Here is a 24,495-nt window from a genome sequence, read left to right as displayed (position 1 = left end):
ATCTCCCTGGGAGGGTTACAGCCCGAGCCCCCGGCCGCGACCGAGCGACCAGTCCACGCCGCCGTCGCCACGCATGACGCCGGAGATGTGCTTGCCGATCTGGCGGTCGAGCGACGGGGTCCAGGGGACGAGCTGGAAACTCAGGCCGTCGTCGATCATGGCGAAGCGGCCCGAGGCGAGCGTGAGGCGCTGCCGCACCGTGCCGGCGACATATTCGCCGGCCTTTGAGGGCGTGTGCGGCAGACCGATATCGGCCGACAGGTCCTTGGCCGCCGCGTCCAGTTCGCGACGCTTCAGCCTGTCGAGCAGGCCGCGTGCGAAAATGATGCGTTGCCCCTGTCGCCGCGCGAGGCCGATATCGGCGAGATGTTCGGCGCGTGCTTCCATCGCCGCGCGCACTTCGGTCCCGAAGCCGCCGCCGAGATCGCGGCCTTCGCTCGACAGGTTACGGCGGTCGAGCCAGGTGGCTCCCGGCGCATGGACCTGTCCCGGCAAATCCAGGTCTGATCGCACGGCAAGCGCCACCCGCTGGCGGCCCTTGCGGTCCTCGAAGCGGCGCAGCTCGACGATCGCGCCGGGCCTGCAATCGCCGGTCGCCTCGATGTCGGGAAACTGGACATGGTGGGTGCGTCCGTCGATCCCGTCGACGATCGCGTAGGCGCGGCCGGTCAGCTCGTCATGGAGTCCGCGGTCGACCAGCTTGCCGATGACGGGCTGGGCGGGATCGGGTTGGAGCACATAGCTGGCGGCGCCCCGGTCAACGCCGCGATCGCTCATCGCCTTGTGCATCCGCTTGATGATGTCGCCGCGCTCACCCAGCTCGCGCAGCGCGGCCTGCGCATTGTCCGCAAGCGTCCACTGGCCCGGCGCGATCTCGCTGGCGAGGCCGAGCCCCTCCAGCTTGCGCAGTCGTCCGATCCGCAGCGTGTGATCCCCGTCCGGCCGCACGCCCGGTTCGGGCGCCATGTCGATGACGCCCTCGCGGCCAAGCGTGCGCGAGAGGTCGCGGTCGATCTCGGTCCAGCGTTCGGCGTCGACCTGTCGCTCCAGCGAGGTGCGGATGTCGAGGTCGCGGCGCAACCCCAGCTCGCGGGTGACGATCTCGCGCGCGGTGGCGCGCATTCCCTCGCCGATATAGTCGCGCGAGATAACGAGGTTCTGGCCGTCTTCGGCCACGCCGCGCACGATGACATGGACATGGGGGTTATCGGTGTTCCAGTGCTCGACGGCTCGCCAGTCGAGACGGGTGCCGAGATCCTTTTCCATTCGCGTCATCAGCTCGCGGGTGAAGCCCTTGAGGTCGCCCATGTCGGGCGCATCCTCGGGCGAGACGATGAAGCGGAAGTGGTGCCGGTCGTTCTCGCAGCGCGCGGCGAATGCGTTGCGATCGAGACCCTCGGCGTCGGCGCCGAACAACACGCCCTTCTCGCCGTCGCGAGTGACGCCATCGCGTTGTAGATAGTTGAGGTGCGCCGCGAGCGAGGCGCGGCCGCCGTGGCGGACCACCCGCGCCTTGACGACGACCTGGCGCGATCGGTGGCCGAGCCGGTGCGTAGCGCGCAGGCTGGCGACGCGGCCACGCCCGAAGGTCGCACGGCCCGGCGCAATGATCCGGCCGCGTCGCGAAATATGGCCCCCGGCGCGCTGCGCGGCGGCAAGCGCCTGGGCGATGATCGGCCGCGCACGTTGGCTGCCGCGCGAGCGGATGCGGCCAGGCCGAATGCGGAAATTCTCGTCGCCACTCATGCGGCGGCGCTCCGCACAGTGCGAAAAACCGAGGCGGGAACTGAGTTTCGGATAGTGCCGCACAGTGCGGGATTTCCGCACACATTGCGCAGCAATGCCCAAAAGCCTTGAAAATCAAGGCTACGACCGGGGCGCAGGGGCTTCGCACATTGCCGCCCTTTATCTTGCCCTCGACCTTTCCTCTGCCAAAGCTGACGCCTTCTCCCTTCCGGCGCTGCGAGACGCTGCGACGGGCAAAGCCAGGGCGCGTGAATACCGTCACTGACGGCAAATCGACGGACGAAACGCTGAAGATCACGCGCGATCATCGTGCGATCTCGTCGGAAAGGAGGACGAACAAGCTGGTTTGGCGAAGCGCGACAGGCTCTGCGGCGACGAGTGATGGAACGGCCGGCGCACCTTCCGAAGGTGCGGTAGCGGCAGTAGAAGACCCACCCGCGCGCGCCGGAAACAGAGTCGCGCGGCGCCAGGCAAAGGGATCGGGCGGTTGCGCGACCGCGAGCCGGGTGACGTCCGAACCACCCGTGATCGACGCCAACTTCGCGATGTAAGCGCGCGTGGCTACAGGCAGCGGACGACCGCGCGAAAGATATTCGTCGGTGCGGCCAGGGCCAGCATTGTAGGCGGCCAGCATGGCGGTCACATCGCCATAGCGGTCGTACATCTCGCGCAGGTAAGCCGCGCCCGCCAGGATGTTGTCGCGCACGTCGAACGGGTCGGAACCGAGCCGATAACGTGCGCGCAGGCTGACCCAGGTGGCGGGCATGATCTGCATCAGCCCCATCGCCCCGACCGTGGAGACGGCGCGGAGGTCGCCATTGCTCTCCGCGCGCATCACGGCCCATATCCAGCGCTCGGGGATGTCGAAGCGCTGCGCCGCCTCGGCGATGGGTGCGGCATAGGGGGTGCTCGCGGTTGTCTCTCCAGCCAGCGCATTCTGCGCCAGCGCCGTGCCCGGCGAGGCCAGTAGCAGGATCACCAGAGCGACGACCGATCCGACTTCGCTTCGCCGCCAGCCTGCCAATGTGCTCGCTCCGGTAAAGGGTGCGCGCAGAGCGCCGGCCGATGGCCGCCCTTGACCTTCGTTGCGCGCACCGGCCGGTCCGGGGCCGAGCGGCACGGAGGGATGAGAGGGCTTTTCCGCGAACAAAGGGATGATCGGGTCAGGCACCGATCAGCTCCGATCCTGGCTGGATCGCGGGTGGCGCCACGACAGCCGGAATGTCCGCGCCTCGGCGTCCGCGCGGAACAGCTTGGGCTTGAGCCAACGCGCAAAGAGCGGGCTTTCGATCTCCAGCGCGATGTAGTCGCCGGCCCGTTCGCTGGTGCGCTTGCGGGCGAAACCGACGATCGGACCGTCTGCGTCGTTGAGATGGATGCGGTAATCGGCCGCGTCCTCGGCGTCGCTCGGTTCGGCCGGAACGAGCATGATCGCTTCGTCGATCGCGAACAGCCGGATGCGGCCAGCATAGCCGTTGTCGGTCGGCTCAAAGATGTTCACGGGCATGGTCAGTCTCCTTCGGGCTTGACGGGTGAAGGCGTGGCAGAGGGGTGCTGAGGTGCAGCGGCAGGGCGCGTCCGATGACGGCTGACGCCGGCAGGGGGCCGAAGTAGCGGCCGTCCAGACTGTCCGGGACCTTCGGATTGAGCAGCAGCAACTCGCCGGCTTGCAGCGTGTGACAGCCGTGCCAGACCGGGAGTGGGCGGCCTCGGCCATCGCGTGCGCGGGCGATGACGACGGGACGCGCGTCTATGCTCACGACAGCGCCATGCCGGCAGATGCGTTGTCCGGCCTTGGCCGCGATGTGTTTGAGAAGCGGCAGTCCGGCCGGCAGATAGCGGCGTCCGGCAAGCCAGCGCGCGAGTCCGTCGGGCGGCATCGCAGCGATCAGCGCGCCAATGGGCGGATCGCGGTCGGGCTGGATGCGATAGAGACCGATCGGTGCGCTGGCGCTGGCGTTCCAGACGAGGCGCGGCCTCGGATGGACGACGGCGACAGCAACGAACGAGGCTGCGAAAGCCGACGCGGCGATGGCCGTCGCCACAACATAGCGGCGGCGCGTCATCCTTCGATCTCCCGGCGCTTGAGCCAGGCGGTATGGCGCTCGACCGTGTAGAGTCGCGGCTGATGTCCGGCAGTGATACGCTGGTGCACATGCCGCCAGTGATCGGGCGCGGCGTCGCACGGATCGACGCCAGCGGCCTCCACAGCGTCGATCGCGACGAGTACCTGTTGAACTTTCGGCCAGCCTTCGATCTTGAGCAGGATATCGCCGCCCGGCCGCACGAAGGGCAGCGTCGTGTAGGGCTTGTTCGCCGCCACCGCGCGCACCACGTCGATACGCGAGACGATGGTGCCGAAGTCGTTGGACGCCCAGCGAACGAAGGCGAAAACCGCACCTGGCCGGAAGCCGACCACGCGCGTCCGGCGCGTCAGGATACGATCCTCCGCGATGCGACCGAAGCGTATCCAGTGCTCCAGCTTCTTCTCGATCCAGGTCAGTTCGACATGAGTGAGGCCGTCGCGGGCGAGCGCGCGGAACGCGCCCGGGCGGCCAGCCAGGGGCCGGTCGTCGGTCATCTTTTGTCTCCTGGGATGAGCGCTGCGCGATGGCGGCAGGCGGGCCGCTGGCCGAACGACGCCGTGTCTTCCACAGCCGCGCGCGCCGTTAGCAAGAATCCGAAGGATTCTTTTCTATTAGGACAGTTAGAGAGGGGCCGATTCCGCGCGGTTTTCTGCGGGTTTTCGGGAGAGAAGTGTTCCCGATAGTCCGTGTTTCCCGTTCCTGATCGTCCGACTCCGGGCGTTCCTGATAGTCCGTGTCTCATGGCCGGTTCTCCACAGGCTTGAGACCGACGCGGCGCATGGCGGCATCGAACGGATCGACCGGAATCGGCGTGAAATTCAGCCGGTCGCGGCCGAGCGCATGTTCAAGCGCGAGGACGTAACCGGGCAGTGGCTGGCGGGCGACGATGGCGCGAAGCTCGAACGCGAAGCGGCGCAGCGGCGAGAGCACGCCCGACTTGAGATGAAGGTGCGGGACGTCGAAGCTCCAGCCACCGGCCTGCCGTCCGCCGTGCTTGCGCACGATGCGGTAGAGCCAGCGTTCGAGACCACCCGTCAGGTCGAAATAGGAGCGATCGATCGTCAGAACGAGCGCGCGATCGAGCACGCCGGCATAGAACCAGTCGGGCAGGATCAGTTCGATGCCCAGCGCACGGCCGTTGCCGTCCGCCAGTTCGCGCCACTCGTTGATCCATGAGAAACGGTGGCGCCGGCGTTGGTGCTCCTGGCGGATCGAGGTGGCGACGGTGGTGGATTGGAGACGGTCGAGCGCGGCTTTCAGCCGCTCATAGCTCGCCTTACCGGTGCCGCGCCGGGTGAATGCCAGTATCTCGTGTGGCGTCGTCACCATAAGGCGCGAGGTCGGCCGTCCTGCATCCCGCGCGGAAACGAGCTGACTGGCAGCCCAGATGAGCACGTCGGCATCCCAGATCGTCGCCATGCCATGCTCGGGGACGGCCTCGACCGAGATCCATGTGGCGCCCATCCGAAAGTCGATCGGCGCCTGCCGTCTGGTCTTGGCCAGGCTGAAGAAAGGCCACGACATCAGGTCCTGAGCGTCGCGCGCGGCAAGGTCGCCGGGGACGGAGCGGAACAGCTCAAGCTGCGTCCGCTCAGCGCTGGTTCGCCCGGAATGGGAACGTGCAGCCTGCATGGACCTGTCAGCGCCGGACGCAATCGGTGGGCTGGCGCTTGGCGGGATGGACCACGCCGGTGCCAGTGTCGGAGGTCGAGCGACGGGTGCCCAGCGCCGCCCAGGCTTCTAGGTCGTCGATCGCATAGACGATGCGGCCGCCGAGCTTGCGAAACACAGGCCCGGTGCCGAAGCAGCGGTGCTTTTCCAGCGTCCGGGCCGACAGGCCAAGGTGGATCGCCGCGTCGGGCGTCTTGAGGTAGCGCGGCGTGGTCACGGCCACAGGTTCGGTCATGATGATCTTCCTGGTGATGGCCGGCACCCGCAAGGAAGGCCGGCGGTCAGGAGGCGATGATGGCGAAACGACCGCTGTCTAAAGAAGGGACATTGCCGGTGGGCGTGAAAACGTCCCCTCAGCCGCCACGCAGCAGACGGACATAGCCGCCGTCGCGCAGCTCGACGGCTTCGGCGATCCAGCGGCGGACGCGCTTGCGTTCCCTGCTTTCAACCCAGTCTGCGGCGCTGTAACGGCGAACCTTCTGGTGAATGAGCGATGCGGCCAGCTCCCGCTGCGTGGCGCCCGCCTGCAGGCCGTCGAGCACCTGCAGCAGCGTGAGCAGGTGCAGGCGCCGAAAGGGTGGCGGCCGCAATGTCGGCGGTCCCGCCGCCATGCCGTTGAGGCGGCGGCAAAACCGCTCGGCTGCGGCAAGACGAGCAAACGGATCGGCCTCGATCGGCAGCATCATTGCCAACGGGCCGTCCAGCGCGCCCGCGATCCAGATGTGCTCGTCGCCATCGGAATCAGCGAGAATGACGTGCATATATTTGCCGATTCGCATTCGTGCGCGGATTGTGCCGAGTCGCTTTTCGTCGATGCCGGGCATCGCGCCGATGTCGGGCGGCGCTGGAGCCAGGACGATGCTGGCCGGCGACAGGTCCGGCCGAGCAACTGCCAACTTCGGATCGAAGGCTGTCGCCGGTTCTGCGTGAAAGCTGATGCCCCAGCGCCGCACCAGTCTGGTAGTGGCGTCGTCAGCGGTGATCGTCCCGCGCTTCACACGCCGTAGCGCGTGGGTGTAGTCGGCGCGGTAAGTCGGGTTGCGGCTGAGATAGCCGAGGGCGATATCGGAATATGCAAGCGCATCGCTCCCGGCTTCGTCCGGGGGCGCGCGCCAGTCCCTCTCAGGCGGCATAGGCCCCTCCCAAGCATGGCCCTCTGCGGAGCGCGACGAGGGATGTTGTTTGGGCTGGCGTTCGCAGGGAAGTTCCGCTGCGCACTCAGGTACATAGCGGAATTAAGACAGCGGCAGAGGAGAATTCCGGCGCGGTGCGTGTATTTGATGGATTGGATCAGGGCCGCAAATAGTGGCGATAACCACTCTCACACATCCAGCGAGCACGAGCGAAATGGCTATCATAGACGGTCTTCGCGCGGTCCGGGTCGGCCGCCGGGTCTAGGCCGAAGATGATGCGAACCGCCTCCTGCCAGTCGGCCTTTTCCTCGGCCGCATCGAGCAACCGCCAATAGGTTTGATGGTGGCGTTCGTCGTAAGGCGTGACGTAGGACGCGTCCGGGGCGTGATCGTCGAAGTCGAGTATTCCCATCGCTTACCTCTTTGCCTCGACCCCGATCCAGGCTTGTGCAGATTCACCAAACATACACCGGAATGGACCGAAGCAATCCTACCGCATTCGCTATCGCAACATGATGATTTGCGGATAACTCGGTCGCGCTTCTATCCATAGGCTGAGGCATCTCGCCGGTGATACATGCACATGGTCGTGGTGGGCGAACCTGATGGACGCCGACACAGCAAAGGTTGTTTACATACTATAGTTGATAAACTCAAAGTATGTAAATCCCGATCCTGCAGCGCATGGATATGCGCAAATTGGTTGGCCGGAATTTCGCGCGTTTGCGCCGAGACAAGGGGCTGACCCAGGAAGAGGTGGAAGCGCGGTCCGGCTTCAGTCAGCAATATCTGAGCAGCCTCGAACGCGGCAAAAGGAATCCAACGGTCATCACGCTGTATGAATTGGCTCAGGCTCTTGGCGTGAGCCATGTCGAGTTGGTGCAGCCCGACGATCAGGCCTGACCACCGTTCGTCATACACTTGTGAGCCAATCAGAACATTAAGACGCGAGCCGGGCGAACGTCCGGCGAGCCCGTCCGCTTCGCCCGGCGCGCGGGCCTTGGGCTGCGCGCCGGGAGCCGGCCGGGTCGGTAGCCTGCGCAGTCGGCGGAAGCCGTAGGGCCGGAACCGACCCTACGGCGTCGCGATCAGGCGGATTTGAGGCGCTGCATCCCCTCGGCCAGCGTCCAGAGCGCCCGGTTGAGCGTCACATTCTGGTCGATGCCGTTGATCGGCCGCGAGCGGCTGCGACGAATGCGCCCTTGGGCATTGCGCTTGCGGCCCTGCAAGCCGCCCCGAATGACATTCTCCTGAATGACGTTGAACGTGGTCCAAAGGCTCCGGTCCATATCCTCGCGGCGGCGCGGCTCGATGATCTGTTCGGGCCGCAGCGGGCTTTCGTCCTCGCCATAGCGGGCGACAAGGCTGGCCTCGGCCAGTACGCGCTGCTCATCTTCACCAAGCTGGATTTCCTTCATGCTTTCGCTGGCATCGATCAACCGGGGGAAGTCCTCGGCCACGGTGTAAACGCCCTCGATGATATCATGCTGGATGTTGCCCTTGTGCGGCACGCGCACTTCCTCGAAGCGCTCGCCCGCAATCATGGAATTGGTGCAGACGAACCGGAGCATTCCGGCAAACATCTGATAGGCGCTCGTCCCGTCATGGCTGTTCACGATGATGACTTCGGCGGCCTCGGGCTTGCCGATACCTTCATCCCGGCGCAGACGCAGCATATGCTTGGCATGGCCGTGGCGCGAACCATCGCGCGGCACCGACTGCACGGCGAAGAACGGGAACCATCCTTCCCGGCGCAGCCCCTCCACAATGTCGATGGTGGGAACATAGACATACCGCTCGGAACGGCTGTCGTGCGCCTCGCGGGCGAAGATGGACGGGACGTGGCTGTAGAGCGCCTCGTTGTCGAGCGCCTCATAACCGCCGATCTGATGGCTGTTGCGACCGAACCGGGTAGCAAGGTGATGAATGTTCATGGTCTTTCCCTTCCTTGGGTCTGGGTTTCCGCGCAGCGGGAAGCGCCGCGCTGAAACCCTGCCCGTCGGCGAGACAGGGGTAGCAACGGGCAAGGGCGACCGGGCCGGAGGGGGATCGCCTGGCCTGCACGTAATGAAATGGAGGAAGGCGGGGGACACCGGCCAGGACGGCGCAGCTTCCCTTGACCGGCGCGAGGGCAACGCCCTTAGCCATCACGGCGCAGCGTCAGCCGCGCCGACAGAGATCATCCCACGCTGGTCAGAGCGTGGGCCGTTTCTTGAAATAGACCGTCTCGGCCTTGGGTTCGGCAATCGCCTCGAACCCGGAATCGAGCCAGGCGCGGCGATGCGGCGCATGGGTGTCGGCGCGCCCGTTCGCGCACCACCATTCAGGCTCGGCCGCGCCGCGCGGCAGCAGGCCGCCGATAATGTCCTCGATATGCGCGAAGCGCAGTTCGACGCCTTCGGCATCGTTGCGCCGCCGCCAGCGTCTCAGGAAAGTGCCCAGTGCATCATATTTGCCCATCCTGCCGTATCCGCCCCTCAGTGCATAACGGGTGGGACGGATTGCGTGGGCATAAAGCGGCCAGAAACATCGCCAGCGGCATGGGCAAAAGCGAGGTCCATCATGATGCGTGTCGAGCAGATGGCACAATCGAGGGCCGAGGCCGCGCCTTCGGTGCAGTCGATGCAGACGCGGCGCGTCTTCGATCCGTCGATCAGGCCAAGCAGCAGATGCTCGTCGCCCGACAGTGCCGCGGCTTCACCGACAGAGACCGGACGCCCGAGTGCATCTTCGCACAGGTGCATCAGACTATCGAACACGGGGACAAGCATCTCGCAATTATGGGACGCCAGGATCTTGTAGAGACAGGGCTGAGCAGACTGACCTGTGTCACGCGCATTGCGCCAGCACCGTGCCGCCTCAACCAGCAATGAACCATGCGCGGCATCCTCGAGCCTTGGCGGCGGGAAGTGGCGGGTCATCGATCTGTCCTTTCTGCGCTATCCCCTCATGTCGCTTATTGCGATTCACTCGCAAGTATTAGCTGGCGATGACGGTAACCGCAAGACGAAAGCCGATCGATCCATCCGATGACCGATGCGCCCCGCCCGAACGGGCGGGGCGCTGGTGGCCGTCAGCGCGACCAGATGAGGGCGTATTCGCCCGCGGTGTCGGTCTCCGATAGCGTGGCATAGACCGGTGCCGGAAAGCTCGGATCGTCCAGCTTGACCGAGATATAGTCGCGGCCTTCGCGACTGGTCTTCTTCCAGGCAGCGCCGATGTCGAGATCGCCGGTGCTGACGCGGAAGTCGGGAGACTTCTCGCCGTCCTTGTCGACGTGGCGGAGAAGTGCCTGGGTGTTGAGGGTGAGCGTCCTGATGGTGCCGCCCAGTTCGCCGTTGTCGTTGACGGTAAAGGTGCCGATGGTAGCCATGTCACAGTTCCTTTCGTGTTGCTCGGACCGCGCTCATCGCGGCCTCGATGGCGGTTGAAAGAACCGGGGCGATCGGCGGCGCATCCCAAAGGGACCGCAGCGAAGCGGAGGATGGCGGGACGCCGCTTTTTTGTTTCGCGATGCAAAGCTGACAGGCGGCGGAAAAAAGCGGCGCACCCGCCATTGCGGCATAGCCGATCGGGCGAAGCCGTCTCCGGTCAGACCAGCCATGAGAGAGGCGGTGTGAGTTTGGTCCTGACGGCAGGGAACAGAGATGACAGACACGCGGTCGGAATCGCTACGCTACAGGCGCAGGTGTTTCGGCGCCTGTCGAACGGAACACTCTCCACACCGCACAAGGGCAAATTGCGCACCTCAGGTGGCAGCGCGTTCCCTTCTTCCCGGAAGTTCTCGCAGCTCAGACCGCGCCTGCCGGACGATCTGCCATCCGCCACTGACACCAAGACTGGCGAGGATCATGGCAACGGCGATGTCAGGCCAAGCGGTACCCGTGCCGAACACGCCGAGCGCGGCGGCGACCACGGCCACATTGCCGATCGCGTCATTGCGCGAGCAGATCCATACCGACCTGCGGTTGGCGTCGCCGTCGCGGTGCCGCCACAGCATGATCGCGCAAGCAAGATTGGCGATGAACGCCAGCACGCCGATAATGCCCATCGTCTCCGCCTTTGGAAGCGTGCCGGCAAGCGCCATCCATACGGTGCTGCCGAGAATCCACAGGCCGAGCAGGAGCAGCGAGGCGCCCTTGAGCCATGCGGCCCGAGCGCGCCATTGCAGTGCCATGCCGGCAACGCCCAGACTGATCGCATAGTTGGCCGCATCACCGAGAAAGTCGAGCGCGTCGGCCTTGAGCGATGCCGAATGCGCTGCGACGCCCGCCATCATCTCGACGCCGAACATAACGGCATTGATGGCCAGCACGATCCACAGCACCCGCCGCCATGCCTTGTCCTTGGTCGGTACGGTCGTTTCGCAACCGCCGCAGCATCCGCCTGCCATATCCGTCACCTCGATTCTTCCGATGCGACCGCATATATGCACCCTGTAGCAACTACAGGGTCAAGGGCATGGCATTCACGATCGGCGAACTGGGCAAGGCGACGGGGACCAAGGTCGAAACGATCCGCTATTACGAGCGGATCGGATTGCTGGCGAAGCCTGAACGAACTTCGGGCAATTACCGCTCCTATGGGAAGGCGGAACTGGGCCGGCTCTCATTCATTCGCCGGGCACGCGATCTCGGCTTCCCGCTCGGCCAGGTGCAGGCGCTGCTGTCACTGTCGGATGATCGCACACGCGACTGCGCCACGGTCGATGCGCTGGCCCGCGATCACCTTGCTGAGGTCGAGCGCAAGATCGTCGATCTGACTGCGCTTCGGAGCGAGCTGTCCGCATTACTCGACTCCTGTGAGGGCGGCACGGTCGGGGATTGTCGGATAATCGAGGCACTGGCTCCGCCTGCTACTTCAGGAGAGACCCAGTGAACCTCACACCGTTCGCCTATCTCGGGGCAGCCTTGGCCGAGATCGCAGGTTGCTTCTCCTTCTGGGCATGGCTGCGGCTCGGCAAGTCACCTTTTTGGCTTGTCCCAGGCATGATTTCGCTCGCCTTGTTCGCGTGGTTGCTAACCCTGGTCGACAGCGATGCAGCGGGACGTACCTATGCTGCCTATGGCGGCGTCTATATTGCTGCCTCACTGGGCTGGCTGTGGGCGATTGAAGGGCTGCGCCCCGATCGATGGGATATTGCCGGTGCCTCCATCTGTCTTGTCGGGGCGGCCATTATCCTACTTGGTCCCCGTTCTATTTGAACTGGTGTACCGGGTTAATTCCCAGCGGCGTCGATCCGACGCATAACAATACGGGCGCGCCCCATCGGGCGCGGCCGCAATTTTTCAGCAGGTGACGAATGAAAGCCGGGACCGCTCGCGCGGCCCCGGCTCATGCCGCTATTCGGCGGCAACCGCGTAGAAGTCCTCGCCGTCCTCTGCTTGCACTTCGGAAGTATCCGCTTCCGGCGTCCGCAGGATCGCAGGCAACCATCCGGTCCCGGCCAGAAGCTGCTCGGCGGACTGCGCCATGTCCTGCCTCTTCATGTCCGCGATCCGGCACGCGGCATCCTCCGATACACCTTCGGTAACGGCTTCGACGATGTGCGCCTTGATGACGCGGCCAAGATAGCTGTCCACGGTGGGCGTCCAGTCCTTCGCCATGTCGAGCGACAGTGCGCTTGCCAGCCTGTCGGCGGTTTGCAGCGAGCGGGGCTTGCGATCCCACGGCAGACGCAACGCATTGACGGTGCAGGATACACAATGCGCCAGCAATACCATCCGGTCCTCGTCGTCCAGCGCGACGATAAACGCCCACAGGTCCGCGACATCACGAGGCATCCGTTCCGCCCATGCCTCGTGCGCCGCGTTTGCCTTGGCGGCCAACGGCGTATCCTCGATCCCGTCCGCATGACTGCCCAGCGGGGTCACGGTCGGACGAACCTCAAGGCAACCCGCCTCGGCATAGCTGTAGAACAGTTGCGAGGTCAGCGTGTGGGTGAGCGCGATCACCGCCATGTCGGGCCGCTCGCCCAGCGCGACGCGAAGCGCCAGCGTCCGGTGCGCGGACAGGTCGCGGGTCAAGGTATCGGAAATCGGCTTGCCGACTTCCTCGTCCTCGATTTCCTGCTCGGCCTCACCACCGTCCTCGGTCTGCTCATCCTCGATAGTATCAGGTGCGGCATCTTCGCTTTCACCTTCGGGCTGCGGATCGGCCAGCGCTTCATCCTCGGCGCGAACGAAGCCACGCTCGATCGTGACCGTGCCGTCATGGTTGAGCACCGCGAACACGCCGCCATGCGCGATCACATTGGCGTCATAGGCATGGCGCTTGTCGGAAATCGCGTCGATCTCCGCGTCCAGCGCCTCGACCTTCGCCGCCACCTCTTCCGGCATTTCGTCGTAGCTATCGTAGCCCTCGACAAGCTGGTCATACCGGGCCGATGCCGCTTCCAACCGCTTCTCGTCTTCACCGGACAGGGCAACGGGTTCAGGATAGAAGCGCCGCATGCCGTGGGCATGAGGATAGTCGATATGCGCCTTGGCCCATTTCCAGCCCTCGGCCTGCACTTCGGCAGCAACCTCGCGCAGCTTCTCGATAGCAAGCATGTCGAGCAAACCCGCATCCTCGAAATAACCGCCGCCCTCATCGGCAAACAGGTCGCGGATGATGGTGCCGCCCGCTTCCTCATAGGCTGCTTCGCCCACGAAGATCGCCCGGCGATCATGGCCGGGAACATTGGCGGCGGTCAGATCACGCCGGATGATCCACGGCTCGCGGTTATGATGCAGGCTCTCGAATACCTGTTCCTGGCGTTCGTGGTCCTCGGTAATGGCAAAGGCCATCAACTGGTCCAGCGTAAGCCCATCCTCGCGGTAGACCTGCAACAGCTTGGGAGACACGGCACCAAGGCGAAGCCGCTGCTTCACCACATGGGCGGACACACCGAACCGCGCGCCGATTTCCTGCGCACCCCAGCCCTTGGTTTCGGAAAGCTCGAGGAACCGCTCGAACTGATCGGCTGGGTGCATGGGTGTCCGGGTCACATTCTCATCCAGACTGATCTCGGATGGATCGTTCTCGGTATCGAGCCAGCAGCGCACCGGATCGGACTTCTTCATCTTCCTGCGCTTGGCGCACAGCAGCATCGCCTGTCTGCGGCCTTCGCCAGCGGTGACGAAATAAAGGCCGGTAGGCGTTCCGTCTTCCGTCACTTCGGGTTCCACCACAAGGTTCTGGATCAGCCCCTTGTGCGCGATGGATGCGGCCAGCGCCTCGATGGCACTTGTCCCATGCGGCACCTTGCGCGCATTGCGCGGGGACTTCTTGAGCTTGTTCAATGGCACGAAAATCTCGACGCCCGACACAGGCTCGGCAGCAGTGGTTTCGGTAACAGCGTTCATCACACTTCTCCTTCAACACACACTCACCCCGGAATGGGGTGGGCGGCGAAGGAGCGACCTGCTGGTTCGCTGTGAGAGCCGGGGCGCACCCGGAGGGCTGAAACGAAGAGAAAGTAAGCGCAAAGCGCGTTGCGCCCCGGCGCGGCGAACCTAAAGGGAAGCGTCGCCCACCCCACCGACGGGGAGAGATACAAACAACGCGATCGGGTCGGCGCAGCCCTGGCCCGATCTCCGCATCCAGAGAACGACGCGAATTCGCAGATGCGGATTTACGACATGACGTGAAACGTCGCTCGCGTCAGGGATTGAAGCCGCATGGCGGAGACAGGCAACGCCTGGCTCCGGTGCAAACCGAAAGCCCGGCCCAAAGGGCGACGCCGCCGCAATCTTCGCTATTCGACGCCAGAACCAACCTGATTTTGCCGATTTTCTGGAGACAATGTGGAGACAACAGCCTTCGCAGCGGGCTTTGCCTCCAGCGAAAGAGGGTGCGCCGTGGCGCTAATATGCTGATTTTCTTAGGAAATCTGGAGCGGGCGAAGGGATTCGAACCCTCGACCCCAACCTTGGCAAAATTATGGGGCAAGCCGCCAGCGACCGCCGCGCTTTACGCGCATATACGATTTCCATAGGCAAAGCAGATAATTAAGCGAGGCCTTCCTACTTTTCTTCCGCCGCCCACCGCCGTCGGCTCGATTGAATCTGGATACTAATTGGATGCGGGAGTATGGTGATTGGATACGAACCTTCGAAGGTTTTGGTTGAGGTTTGGAAGGTCACATGGCGACATCGGGACGTTTAACAAAGAGGATGATTGACGACGCAAAGCCTGCTTCCGGCAAGCCGATCTTTCTTTGGGACAAGGAACTTCGCGGGTTTGGTATCAAGGTCGAGGCAGGAGGGACAAAGTCGTTCGTGCTTCAGTATCGAAACTCGGAACAGAGGAAGCGCCGTCTCGTCCTTGGTCGATACGGTGTTATGACTTTGGAAGAAGCACGCTCCGAGGCCCGCATCAAACTCGGTGAAGTCGCGCGCGGAACGGATCCTGCAGATGAGAAGCGGGCTATTCGCGATGGCGCAACTGTCGGCCAAGTGTGTGATTGGTATTTGTGCGAAGCAGAGGCAGGCCGAATTCTCGGTCGCAAGCGGACGCCGATCAAAGCCTCAACGCTCGCAATGGATCGAAGTAGAATAGAGTCGCATGTACGCCCACTTCTCGGTCGGAGGAAAGTTGCAGCTCTTCGACTTCCCGATATCGAGGCCATGCAAAACGATATTGCCGTGGGAAAAACCGCGCGGCCCCGAGGAGAAGGTCGGGGTGGAACCACGCAAGGCGGCAAGGGCGTGGCGGCAAGATCGATTTCTATGCTCCACAGCATCTTTGCGCATGCCCGGCGCGCCGGCTTGATCGATTCCAATCCCGCCGTTGGGGTGCGCAAATTCCCGGATCAGAAAAAGACCAGGAGGCTGAGCCGCGAAGAAATACGCAAACTTGGTCACGCGATGCGAGATGTTGCCGATTTCGAACATCCGGTCGGTTTGGCCATTATTCGACTGCTTGCCCTTACCGGGCTACGCCTCAACGAGGCGCAGAGTGTCGAGCGCAATTGGTTATTCGATGAGGGATATATTGCCTTTGGTGATACGAAGACGGGCGCGCAGATCAGGCTGATTGGTAGTCCAGCGCTAGAGTTGCTGAAGGCTCAGCCGCCCTTGGGTGATGAGCCGTTCATCTTCCCTTCGGATGGAGGCCAATCGCATTTCGTCGCCGCGAGCGGGGTCCTTGGTCGTATCTGTCAGCGCTTGGGCTGGGCTGACGTGACGCCGCACACACTGCGGCATACATTCGGAAGTATCGCTGGCGAGTTTGGGTATTCCGAACTGACGATCGCGGCGATGCTTGGACATTCTGCTGGGTCCGTGACCGGACGTTATGTGCATCTCGATCAAGCTGTAGAGTCCGCTGTGGAGCGAGTCTCCACGGAAATCGCGACTTTGTTGGATGGCGAATGACGCAGTCTGTCGGAGGCGAAGCGTCTTTCGTTCGCTACAGTTCTGTCCTTGCCTTGTGACGTAGCTGGTCGATGCCTAGCGGCAGATCCGACCAGAAGAGGACTCGATCGGGCCGCCTAACACGTTGATTTCTGGAGTTCTTCATTCAGCCTCTCAGGCTTAGAACCATCACACTTACCATCAGCCAAGTACGCTGTAGCGGTTCGACGTCAAAACCAGGCAACCTCGCGAGATATCGGCTGACTTCTTCGACAGAGTTGCGATCCGGTCTGCGCGGGTTGAGACCCAGACCGCTGTCTGTCAGAACCCAACCGCAACTGGTAACGCCTTCAAGCGGAGTTGCGATGATGTCCGGTTTAGCTAGATGCTTCATGGGTGCGTCGGCCCTACTTCTCCAGACTGACGTGACGCCCAAAGGCAGACTGAGCAAACCAACCCAAGCATCAGCCAGAATGCAGTTAGAACGACCGCGACCATGAATTGGAGCGTTGTCGGTTTGACGCGATCCGCGACCAACCGGTTGAGCAAAGCGATAGCCGCGCCCATGAAGGTGACCTGTTTCGCGCAGTTCAATGCAACTACCAGCAGGCCCGAGAGAACAAAAATTAGCATTCAGATGCAGCGTCCGCTGGCATTGACAGATGCTTTTTGCTGGCCTTCGCAACCCGACGGCCAACGCCGTAGGAGGCCGGCAGGCCCCTACATCATCACTGACGTCCCTGCTCTTCGCCATGGGCGAACAGGGCCTGCATGAATGCGGAATCGAACTGCTCGTCTGGGAAGGCGTCATCATCGAAATCGTCACCGATCTGGTAGACCGCAAGCGTTACGCCATGATGGACGGCGAATTCGCGATAGGACCGTAGGATGTTCCTATCGGCATGGGCGATCATGGTTTCGATCGAGCGGCGCAGGATCGAAAAAGCCGTTGGCTCGACGCCTTCGACCTGCGGCGCAAGGCGGCCATTATACAGAATGGTGAAGGAGCCGTTAGTCACATCCGCTCGCTCACGGAGCTCGGCCTGTCCCCACAGGATGCTGGGCGGTATCGCGAGGAAGCTTCCTGCGGTGCCGCCGTCAACATGCATTTCGCGGAAGGGCTGCCCGTCCGCCTCGACATCGATCATTACGGGCGGCATCAGCGCAGGGACGCTCGAGGAGGCTAGAAGGAGACTCTCGATAAGATGCTCGCGGTTGGGCATCGGCGAGACGGCGATAGAACCCAGATCCCAGATCGTGCCGCGCTGCGTGTCAAGATTGGTCGTAGTTACCAGAAGGCGGCGACCCTTCCGGTGTTCCTCTGCGATCCGCTCGACAAGTTCGGGCGAAACCTCGCGCTCGATCATTTCGAGCAAGGGACGGCTGGTTGCAAAAGCTGGTCCACCGAGCAGCCCGGAGATCGCACGCTGACGGTAGATGTCGTCCGCGTCGATTGTCGTGTAGAGGCGGCGCAAAGCGTCGTCCTCGCTTGGACCTAGAAAAGCAAAAGGCGCGATAAGCGCGCCGGTGCTGACCCCGATGACGAGATCGAAGTCGGGCCGGTCGCCGCGTTTGCTCCAGCCCGTAAGGAAGCCTGCCGAGAAGGCTCTTTTGTCCGACCCGCTGGAGATGGCCAGCAGGTCGATCGGTTCGTCGTCACCCGAGGCTCGCCTCTCCGCCATCCAGCGATCATGCCATGGCCGGATAATCTCGATTGATGCCTCTGTATCGAACCGCGTGCCGGTGAAATCAACGAGTTGTCCACCCATCCGCGCCGCCGAGGAAACGTCTTCGCGCTCGGGCAGAGTTGCGCAGGCACCGAGCGCGGCAGAAAGGACGATCAAAAGCATCGCTCTCGGCGATGTCCGTCTTGGTATCCGCGAGGCGATACCAGGCCTGCGTCGCATGCTCCTATTTGCCATATCGCGCCATGAAGGTCTGATACGCGGCCGCAGCAATCCGGTGACATTCGTCGATCGACGCCTTCTCGCGCGAGCCGTACAAGCGCGGATCGAAAATCCCGACCTTGCAAAGTTCACCCAATTGCTGGGCGGCAAGTTCATGATCGTCGCACGCTAGCTCGCCCCGCCCGGCCCATAGCGCGATCATGCTCGCTACTTCGCGGTTGCCGCGTTGGGGGCCGTTATACATGAAGGTCGAAGTAGCGAGCGGAAAGCGGTCGAAGCCGCCGATGCAGATGCGGCACAGACGCAGCACGTCGTCGTCACGCCCGAACATGCGTGCGAGGCGCGTGGTGATGACCTTGAGACCTTCGGTCGCGGTCATGTCACGCAATTCCGGTGGTACGATCTCGCTGCGCACCCGGGTCAAGGAATGCTCGACCACCGCAACGTAAAGTGCGTTCTTGTCGCGAAAGTGATTGTAGAGCGTCGGCTTGGCGACTTTCGCCTCGCGCGCCACTGCATCCATGCTGGTACCCTCGAACCCCTCGCGTACGAACACGCGCTGAGCCCCGGCGAGAATAGCCGCCCGCTTCTTCGTCTGCGTGATCTTGTTCATCTGCTCCACTTCGTTCCGATCTGAAAGTGGCCATAGGCGATTCGGTTTCAGAAAGCCAACCCGAAGGTTCATGATGAACTTTTGGGTAGCTTTTCTGCTTGGCGTTCGGAATCGATATACCTATTGATCTCTCGCTAAGTTATTCGACATATTTCGTATCTTCTCGGCGCCTTAACGCGACTTTCGCGCAGGAGCGGCTGCTGAAATCCTTCAGGAACAAGCGACTGACTTAGCAAATTCGTTCTAGATTGTACTAGACGGTTCAGAGCGAATCGCCTAGCAGGCCAGCCCATTATGATCAGACTCACAATGCGACCAGGCCACCATCGCCGATGGATAGCCGCCGTTTTTTCGGCGGGTCTGGCAGGCTGCGCCACGGTCGGTCCTGATTACGAGCGGCCTCCTATCGAGGCGACAGCGACCGACTGGATCGATCGGGAAAGCGTACCGGTCGCCGAAGCGGAATTCATCGCCTGGTGGCGCAATCTGGGCGATCCGGTGCTCACTCGGCTGGTCGAAGCTTCGCTGCAGGACAATCTGACGATCCGACAGGCACTCCTTCGGGTCGAGGAAGCGCGGGCGCGACGCGCGCAAATCAGGGCTTCCGCGCTTCCATCGGTCGGAGCCGATGCCTCCGTCACCGCGCTGCAGCAAAGCCTCAACGCCAATCCGGGTTTTGCACAGATCCCCGGCTTTCAGCGAGAACTTGAAATCTACGATGTCGGGGGGTCGCTCGCCTGGCAGATCGACCTATGGGGCCAAACGCGCCGCGCTCTGGAAGCGGGCGATGCGCGCATCGAAGGCGCGATTGCAGCCGCCAACGGTGCACGGCTCGCCGTGGCCATCGAGACGGCTTCGACCTATCTTGCCCTGATCGGATACCAATCCGAGCGCGGCGCGCTTCTCGCCAGCATCGCGGCGCAGCGCGAACTGCTGGCGCTCTCGAATATTCAGCTTCGCGAGGGCGAAATATCGCGTGCCGACCTGCTGCTCGTTGAAAGCGAGCTCGCCCGCATCGAAGCCGAGCTTCCGCGCCTCGATGTCGAGATAAGGGCTGCTGCCCTGGCTCTCGGGCCGCTGATCGGCGGGTTGCCGGAACGAGAGATCGCGCTCGCGACCGAGGATCGGAACGAGGTCGCGCTGCTCGACGTGCCTGTCGGCCTGCGCGCCGATCTGCTCCGAAGGCGCCCCGATATCGCGCGCGCTGAACGCGAACTGGCGGCCGAGACCGCCGAGATTGGCGTCGCGAGGGCCGAGCTTTTCCCGCAGCTGCGCCTCAACGCGGCAGGGGGCTTCTCATCGATCGCGCTAGATACGCTCTTCGATGGCGACAGCACCAGCTATTCCATCGTGCCGTTTTTGTCGTGGCGCGTCTTCGAAGGCGGTCGAATCCGCGCGGAAATCGATCTCGCTCAGTTGGAAGCGCGCCGGGCTGCGCTTGCTTACGAGCAAAGCATTCTAACCGCGCTCGAGGAAACCGAGACGGCCATCGCCCGCTACGACCTGGGACGTGAGGCACTTGCACTGAGCGAGCGCGCCGCGACCCTTTCGGCAGAAAATTACCGCCTCGCCCGCATCCAGTTCCAGTACGGCGCGATCGACCAGCTTCGCTTGCAAGAGGCTGAGCGGGGTCTGCGGAATGCGGAACGCGGCCGAGCGATTGCCTATCGCCAGGCGAGTCTTGCCATGGCGGGGCTGTACGCCGCACTCGGCGGCGGCTGGCAGGCCGCACCATCGGGAGACCCATCGTGAAACATACCCTCGCCCTTTTTGGGTCAGCCTTCTTGCTGGCTGGCTGTTCCGAAACGGAAAAACCGCCCGAGCCCAGACCTGTCGCCTGGGTCGAAGTCGGCGCTTCGGAAACCACATCCGACGATCAAGTGACCTTCCCGGCGCGCGTACGCGCCGAACAGCGCGCGTCACTCAGCTTCGAAGTCGGTGGGACCCTCACCTCCGTACGCGCCGAGATCGGCGATCGGGTCGGACGCGGCGCGGTGGTCGCGACACTCGATTCCGCGACCTATCGCTTCAATGCCGCGTCTGCCGACGCGCAGGTCGTCGAAACCCGCGCGCGGCTTGCGCGCGCCCGACAGGAAGCGGAGCGACAGCGCGCGCTCTTTGCCGAGGGTGCAACCTCCGAGACGCGGCTGGAGACCGCCGATGCCGAGGTAAACAGTCTCGAGGCCCTTCTAGATGCCGGGCAGGCGCAGGCTGGCTCGGCGCGCGAGACGCTTTCCGATACCCGATTGCGCGCCCCCTTTTCGGGTCGTGTGGCGCGCAGGATCGTCGAGCCGGGCACCCAGGTCTCCCCCGGCCAGCCGGTGCTCGAGCTCGACGGTTTCGGAACCGAAGTGGTCTTCAGCGTCCCCGGAACGCTGCGCGATCGGCTTGCCACCGGTCAATCGGTCGAGGTGCTCCGACCGGGACGCGACGTGCCAGCTCTTGCGGCGACCATCACCGAGATTTCCAGCCGCGGCAGCGGGCCGGGCGCCTTCGAAATCGTCGCACGGGTGATGGCCGGTGAAGGGACGATCGAGCCCGGCGAGGTGGCCGAGGTTCGCCTGTCTCGCGACGCCGGTAACGAAGAACCGCGGCCACAGTCCGCCACTTACGCGATACCGCTGACCGCCATCATGCCCACCGGTCCCGATCGCGGAGAGGTATGGGTCGTCGACACGCAAACCGATAAAGTTTCCGCGCGCACCATCCGGTTCGAAGCGGCGAGCGAGAACCGCGTTACGGTAACGAGCGGGCTGAAGAGCGGCGACGTCGTCGTCAGCAAGGGAGCAGCCTTTCTGCAAACCGGTGAGCGCGTCAGTCTGATCGGCGCCGGCGCGCGGCGGTTCGCATCGTGAGCAATCTTTCGGAACTCGGCTTCCGCTACCGCGCGGCGGTTTTACTCATCGTCGTGCTCGCGATGATCTACGGCGTCGCGAGCTATTTCACGCTTCCCGCGCGCGAGGACCCCACGATCACTGTCCGCGAAGCCGTGGTCGTTACCGCGCATCCGGGGATGGACGCGACACGGGTCGAGACCCTCATCACCACCCCGCTCGCCGAAGCTATCAAGACGATGCCCGAGGTCGACGAAGTGCGTGCCACTTCAATGGAGGGACAATCGATTATCCATGCCGAAGTCGCCTTCGCCACCGACGATCTTGATCAGGCGTGGGACGAACTGGACGAAAAGGTCGAGGAGACTGTGGGCCAGTTCCCCGAAGGTACGATGGCGCCAATCATCAACGACGAGTTCGGCGATGTCGCGGTCATTACGCTGGCGTTGCAATCTGCCGATTTCCCGATGGACGAGCTGGGCGATCTTGCGGAGCATGTGCGCGACCAGCTCTACACCATTCCCGGCACCAAGCGCGTCGACATCCTGGGTCGACCGCAGGAGCGGGTCTATATCGAGATGAGCAATGCGGTGCTCGCCCAACTCGGCGTTCCGCTCGATGCGGTCGCTGCGGCGCTCGCACAGCAGAACGTCGTGGCGCCCGGTGGCGCAATCGAGACCGAAAGCCGCCGATTGTCGATCGAACCGTCGGGCGCCTTCGAAACACTTGAAGACGTCAGAAACCTTTATCTCGACCTCGGCCCGGCAGGGACCATCCGGCTCGGCGATTACGCGCAGGTCAGCAAACGATCTATCGATCCTCCGTTGCAGCGCGCCTATTTCAACGGTGATCCTGCCATCGTCTTCGCCATCTCGATGGACGAGGCGCAAAGCGTGATCAACTACGCCGATCGCGCGCAGGAAACGATCGACGACGTGCGCCAGTCGCTGCCCGCGGGCATAACGCTTGAAACCATGACCTGGCAGGCCGAGCAGGTGAAGAACGCTGTCTACGGGGTTAGCTTCAACGTCCTCCAGACGCTCGCCATCGTGCTTGCGACCATGATCCTCTTCCTTGGCCTTCGCACGGGGCTCGTAATCGGCGCAGTGGTTCCTGCGGTCGTGCTGATCACACTCGCAATCATGGGCATGTACGGCATCAAGCTAGAGCGTATGAGCCTTGCAACCATCGTTATCGCGCTCGGCCTGCTGGTCGATAACGGCATTGTGATCGCGGAGGATTTCGAACAGCGCCTCGCCGAAGGCATCGACCGGCGCAAGGCTATCGGTCAGACGGGCGGAGAACTCGCCGGGCCGCTCCTCGCGTCGACACTCACCATTATCCTTGTGTTCCTGCCGCTCATGCTCGCGCAGCAGGAATCGGGTGAATACACGCGCAACATTTCGCTCGTCATCCTGATCGCTCTGTCGAGCTCTTGGCTGATCGCGGTCACGGTGATCCCCACCCTGTGCTATTGGTTCGCCAGGCCACCCGAGGAGCAACAGAAGGGCAAGATCAGGGCCAAGGTTGACGAAACGTTCGACTGGGGATCGGCGCGCTACGAGAAGCTTCTTCGCTGGGCGCTCGCGCATCGCAAGCTCTATCTTGGCGGCATGGCCGCGCTGTTTGCTATCGCAGCGGCATCGCTGCAGCTGGTTCCGCAACAATTCTTCCCCTCGTCCGACCGTGCGCAGATACTCGTCTATGCCGACATGCCCGTAGGAACCTCGAGCGTTGCGATGGACGAAAAGGTTCAGGCGATCTCCGAGTTCATTGACGATGACGAGCGCTATCCAGACTTCGACAGCGTGGCTTCCTATTCAGGGTTTGGGGGACCGCGCTTCGTGCTGTCGCTCGCACCATCGGACCCAGCCCCCAATAGGGGTTTCCTCGTCATCAACGCGAAGGACGCGGAGGTGCGCGATGCCGGTGTCGAGCAATTGCGGCAGGACATGGCCGTGGCCTTTCCCGACACTCGGATGCGGATCGCGGGGATGTTCCTCGGGCCGAGCGATCCCAACGTGATCCAGGTGCAGGTTCGCGGCCCGGACCCCGATGTCCTGCTTGAAACGGGCGACAAGCTCGCGGGCATCCTGCGCGAGGTCGAAGGGACGATCGACATCTTCTCCGATTGGGAAGAACCGTCCATGCAATACAGGGTCGAGGTCGACCAAGCGGCCGCGCGTGCGGCGGGCGTGACCTCGGCCGACGTCTCGCGTGCGCTCACGACCTATTTCTCGGGGCAATCCGTAGGCGTCTATCGCGACGGCGATGATCTCGCGCCGATCGTCATTCGTGCTCCCGAAATCGAGCGCACCGATCCGGCCCGACTGGAAGCGGTGACGCTTGTCGGGGCGGAAGGAGCGGTCGTACAGTTGGGTGAAGTAGCGATGGCTTCGCTTGTCCCGCAACGGGGACGCATCCAGAGCGAGAACCTGATCAAGACGCTCACGGTCGAAGCGCGTCCTACCTCGGTCACCCCGCAGGACATGGTTCCGATGGTGCAGGACAAGCTCGACGAGCTCGAGGCGATGCTGCCGCCGGGTCATCATATAGAATGGGACGGCATTATCGCCGAGAGCTCGGAAGGCACCAGCGCGCTGCTCGCCAATCTGCCCCTGATGATGGGGCTGATCGTCATCATGCTGGTGATCCAGTTCGGTGCGTTCCGACAGGCCGGTGTCGTTCTCCTAGTCGTTCCTCTGGGCGTGATCGGTGCGGCAGCCGGGCTTCATATCATGCAGGCCGATTTCGGCTTCATGGTGATCCTCGGCCTGTTCGCTCTGTTTGGCATTATCATCAACAATGCCATCGTTCTCGTCGACCGCTGCGAGATCGAGCGCAGTGAAGCGGAGAAACGTGCACACGATGAAGGCAAAACGCGCGACGATGCTGACGTTGAGCAAGTAGCCGAAGCGGTGGTCCAGGCCGGCATGCGCCGGTTCCGACCAATCCTGATGACGACGATCACCACGATCCTCGGACTCCTACCGCTCATCATCGGACAGGACGTGCTTTTCTACGGCTTGGCCAGCGCTATCGCGTTTGGTTTGGTGTTTGCTCTGGCAATCACATTGGGCGCGGTGCCCGTTCTGTACGCGTGGTTCTTTGGCGCACAGTCCGCCAGCTCGAAATCAGGAAAGTGATGATTGTACCGTCAACATCC

24 protein-coding genes are annotated in these 24,495 nt (G+C 63.1%); 7 read left to right on the top strand and 17 right to left on the bottom strand.

Features of this window, described 5'->3' with window-relative positions; all coding sequences use genetic code 11:
- Positions 1-15: 15 nt before the first annotated feature.
- From GQO94_RS16900 to GQO94_RS16860, 9 genes are all read right to left on the bottom strand, one after another.
- Positions 16-1,746, bottom strand: coding sequence for a relaxase/mobilization nuclease domain-containing protein (locus GQO94_RS16900; RefSeq protein WP_156842610.1), 1,731 nt, complete (start codon positions 1,744-1,746; stop codon positions 16-18).
- Between the two features lie 304 nt (positions 1,747-2,050).
- Positions 2,051-2,917, bottom strand: a complete 867-nt coding sequence (locus GQO94_RS16895) for a lytic transglycosylase domain-containing protein (protein ID WP_156842609.1) — start codon at positions 2,915-2,917, stop codon at positions 2,051-2,053.
- Between the two features lie 3 nt (positions 2,918-2,920).
- Entirely contained in the window at positions 2,921-3,253 is a 333-nt protein-coding gene (locus tag GQO94_RS16890) for a DUF736 domain-containing protein (RefSeq protein ID WP_156842608.1), read from the bottom strand.
- Positions 3,234-3,812: a S26 family signal peptidase gene (locus tag GQO94_RS16885; RefSeq protein ID WP_156842607.1), complete on the bottom strand. Its 579-nt coding sequence runs from the start codon at positions 3,810-3,812 to the stop codon at positions 3,234-3,236. The genes GQO94_RS16890 and GQO94_RS16885 overlap by 20 nt, the downstream gene beginning before the upstream one ends.
- A complete protein-coding gene (locus GQO94_RS16880) occupies positions 3,809-4,327 on the bottom strand; it encodes a DUF2840 domain-containing protein (protein WP_156842606.1) in 519 nt (172 codons plus the stop codon). Before GQO94_RS16880 ends, GQO94_RS16885 begins: the two co-directional genes overlap by 4 nt.
- A gap of 244 nt (positions 4,328-4,571) precedes the next feature.
- Positions 4,572-5,465, bottom strand: coding sequence for a replication initiator protein A (locus tag GQO94_RS16875; RefSeq protein ID WP_156842605.1), 894 nt, complete (start codon positions 5,463-5,465; stop codon positions 4,572-4,574).
- 7 nt (positions 5,466-5,472) lie between these two features.
- Positions 5,473-5,739, bottom strand: coding sequence for a helix-turn-helix transcriptional regulator (locus GQO94_RS16870; RefSeq protein ID WP_133496991.1), 267 nt, complete (start codon positions 5,737-5,739; stop codon positions 5,473-5,475).
- Between the two features lie 118 nt (positions 5,740-5,857).
- Positions 5,858-6,637, bottom strand: a complete 780-nt coding sequence (locus GQO94_RS16865) for a DUF2285 domain-containing protein (protein WP_156842604.1) — start codon at positions 6,635-6,637, stop codon at positions 5,858-5,860.
- A gap of 157 nt (positions 6,638-6,794) precedes the next feature.
- Complete coding sequence (locus GQO94_RS16860; protein ID WP_156842603.1) at positions 6,795-7,049, bottom strand: DUF2285 domain-containing protein; 255 nt, start codon at positions 7,047-7,049, stop codon at positions 6,795-6,797.
- 272 nt (positions 7,050-7,321) lie between these two features.
- Here GQO94_RS16860 and GQO94_RS16855 point away from each other — a divergent pair, with 272 nt between their 5' ends.
- Entirely contained in the window at positions 7,322-7,540 is a 219-nt protein-coding gene (locus GQO94_RS16855; protein WP_120323806.1) for a helix-turn-helix domain-containing protein, read from the top strand.
- 185 nt (positions 7,541-7,725) lie between these two features.
- Here GQO94_RS16855 and GQO94_RS16850 read toward each other — a convergent pair whose 3' ends face one another.
- From GQO94_RS16850 to GQO94_RS16830, 5 genes are all read right to left on the bottom strand, one after another.
- On the bottom strand, positions 7,726-8,571 hold the full coding sequence (locus tag GQO94_RS16850) for a DUF932 domain-containing protein (protein WP_156842602.1): 846 nt from the start codon (positions 8,569-8,571) through the stop codon (positions 7,726-7,728).
- A 259-nt stretch (positions 8,572-8,830) separates the two neighbouring features.
- The gene (locus GQO94_RS16845) at positions 8,831-9,097 is read right to left on the bottom strand and encodes a DUF7662 domain-containing protein (RefSeq protein WP_156842601.1); all 267 of its coding nucleotides are present in this window, start codon (positions 9,095-9,097) and stop codon (positions 8,831-8,833) included.
- Positions 9,098-9,114: 17 nt separating this feature from the next.
- Positions 9,115-9,558: a hypothetical protein gene (locus GQO94_RS16840; RefSeq protein ID WP_156842600.1), complete on the bottom strand. Its 444-nt coding sequence runs from the start codon at positions 9,556-9,558 to the stop codon at positions 9,115-9,117.
- A 152-nt stretch (positions 9,559-9,710) separates the two neighbouring features.
- Positions 9,711-10,010, bottom strand: coding sequence for a DUF736 domain-containing protein (locus GQO94_RS16835; protein WP_024020567.1), 300 nt, complete (start codon positions 10,008-10,010; stop codon positions 9,711-9,713).
- A 375-nt stretch (positions 10,011-10,385) separates the two neighbouring features.
- Complete coding sequence (locus GQO94_RS16830; RefSeq protein ID WP_156842623.1) at positions 10,386-11,030, bottom strand: cation transporter; 645 nt, start codon at positions 11,028-11,030, stop codon at positions 10,386-10,388.
- A gap of 68 nt (positions 11,031-11,098) precedes the next feature.
- Here GQO94_RS16830 and GQO94_RS16825 point away from each other — a divergent pair, with 68 nt between their 5' ends.
- Both GQO94_RS16825 and GQO94_RS16820 read left to right on the top strand, forming a co-directional pair.
- Positions 11,099-11,515: a MerR family transcriptional regulator gene (locus tag GQO94_RS16825; protein WP_156842599.1), complete on the top strand. Its 417-nt coding sequence runs from the start codon at positions 11,099-11,101 to the stop codon at positions 11,513-11,515.
- Positions 11,512-11,841, top strand: a complete 330-nt coding sequence (locus GQO94_RS16820) for a YnfA family protein (protein ID WP_156842598.1) — start codon at positions 11,512-11,514, stop codon at positions 11,839-11,841. Before GQO94_RS16825 ends, GQO94_RS16820 begins: the two co-directional genes overlap by 4 nt.
- 138 nt (positions 11,842-11,979) lie before the next feature.
- Here GQO94_RS16820 and GQO94_RS16815 read toward each other — a convergent pair whose 3' ends face one another.
- The gene (locus tag GQO94_RS16815) at positions 11,980-13,983 is read right to left on the bottom strand and encodes a ParB/RepB/Spo0J family partition protein (protein ID WP_156842597.1); all 2,004 of its coding nucleotides are present in this window, start codon (positions 13,981-13,983) and stop codon (positions 11,980-11,982) included.
- An 810-nt stretch (positions 13,984-14,793) separates the two neighbouring features.
- Here GQO94_RS16815 and GQO94_RS16810 point away from each other — a divergent pair.
- A complete protein-coding gene (locus GQO94_RS16810; RefSeq protein ID WP_232332987.1) occupies positions 14,794-15,996 on the top strand; it encodes a tyrosine-type recombinase/integrase in 1,203 nt (400 codons plus the stop codon).
- A gap of 707 nt (positions 15,997-16,703) precedes the next feature.
- Here GQO94_RS16810 and GQO94_RS16805 read toward each other — a convergent pair.
- Together GQO94_RS16805 and GQO94_RS16800 are read right to left on the bottom strand one after the other, a co-directional pair.
- Positions 16,704-17,825 carry a patatin-like phospholipase family protein gene (locus GQO94_RS16805; protein ID WP_198046013.1) on the bottom strand — a complete coding sequence of 374 codons (1,122 nt, stop codon included), beginning with the start codon at positions 17,823-17,825 and terminating at the stop codon, positions 16,704-16,706.
- Positions 17,826-17,886: 61 nt separating this feature from the next.
- On the bottom strand, positions 17,887-18,495 hold the full coding sequence (locus tag GQO94_RS16800; protein ID WP_198046012.1) for a TetR/AcrR family transcriptional regulator: 609 nt from the start codon (positions 18,493-18,495) through the stop codon (positions 17,887-17,889).
- 294 nt (positions 18,496-18,789) lie between these two features.
- Between GQO94_RS16800 and GQO94_RS16795 the strand changes: the two genes are divergently transcribed.
- Genes GQO94_RS16795 through GQO94_RS16785 form a run of 3 tightly spaced genes read left to right on the top strand, consistent with a single transcriptional unit; the run spans position 18,790 to position 24,475 of the window.
- Positions 18,790-20,247, top strand: coding sequence for an efflux transporter outer membrane subunit (locus GQO94_RS16795; protein WP_066842334.1), 1,458 nt, complete (start codon positions 18,790-18,792; stop codon positions 20,245-20,247).
- Positions 20,244-21,350: an efflux RND transporter periplasmic adaptor subunit gene (locus GQO94_RS16790; RefSeq protein ID WP_192796942.1), complete on the top strand. Its 1,107-nt coding sequence runs from the start codon at positions 20,244-20,246 to the stop codon at positions 21,348-21,350. The genes GQO94_RS16795 and GQO94_RS16790 overlap by 4 nt, the downstream gene beginning before the upstream one ends.
- Positions 21,347-24,475 carry an efflux RND transporter permease subunit gene (locus GQO94_RS16785; RefSeq protein WP_198046011.1) on the top strand — a complete coding sequence of 1,043 codons (3,129 nt, stop codon included), beginning with the start codon at positions 21,347-21,349 and terminating at the stop codon, positions 24,473-24,475. Before GQO94_RS16790 ends, GQO94_RS16785 begins: the two co-directional genes overlap by 4 nt.
- Positions 24,476-24,495 lie beyond the last annotated feature (20 nt).

This window comes from Novosphingobium aquimarinum (assembly GCF_009746585.1).
Taxonomy (GTDB): Bacteria; Pseudomonadota; Alphaproteobacteria; order Sphingomonadales; family Sphingomonadaceae; genus Novosphingobium; species Novosphingobium aquimarinum.
This window is presented reverse-complemented; position numbering and strand designations above follow the sequence as displayed.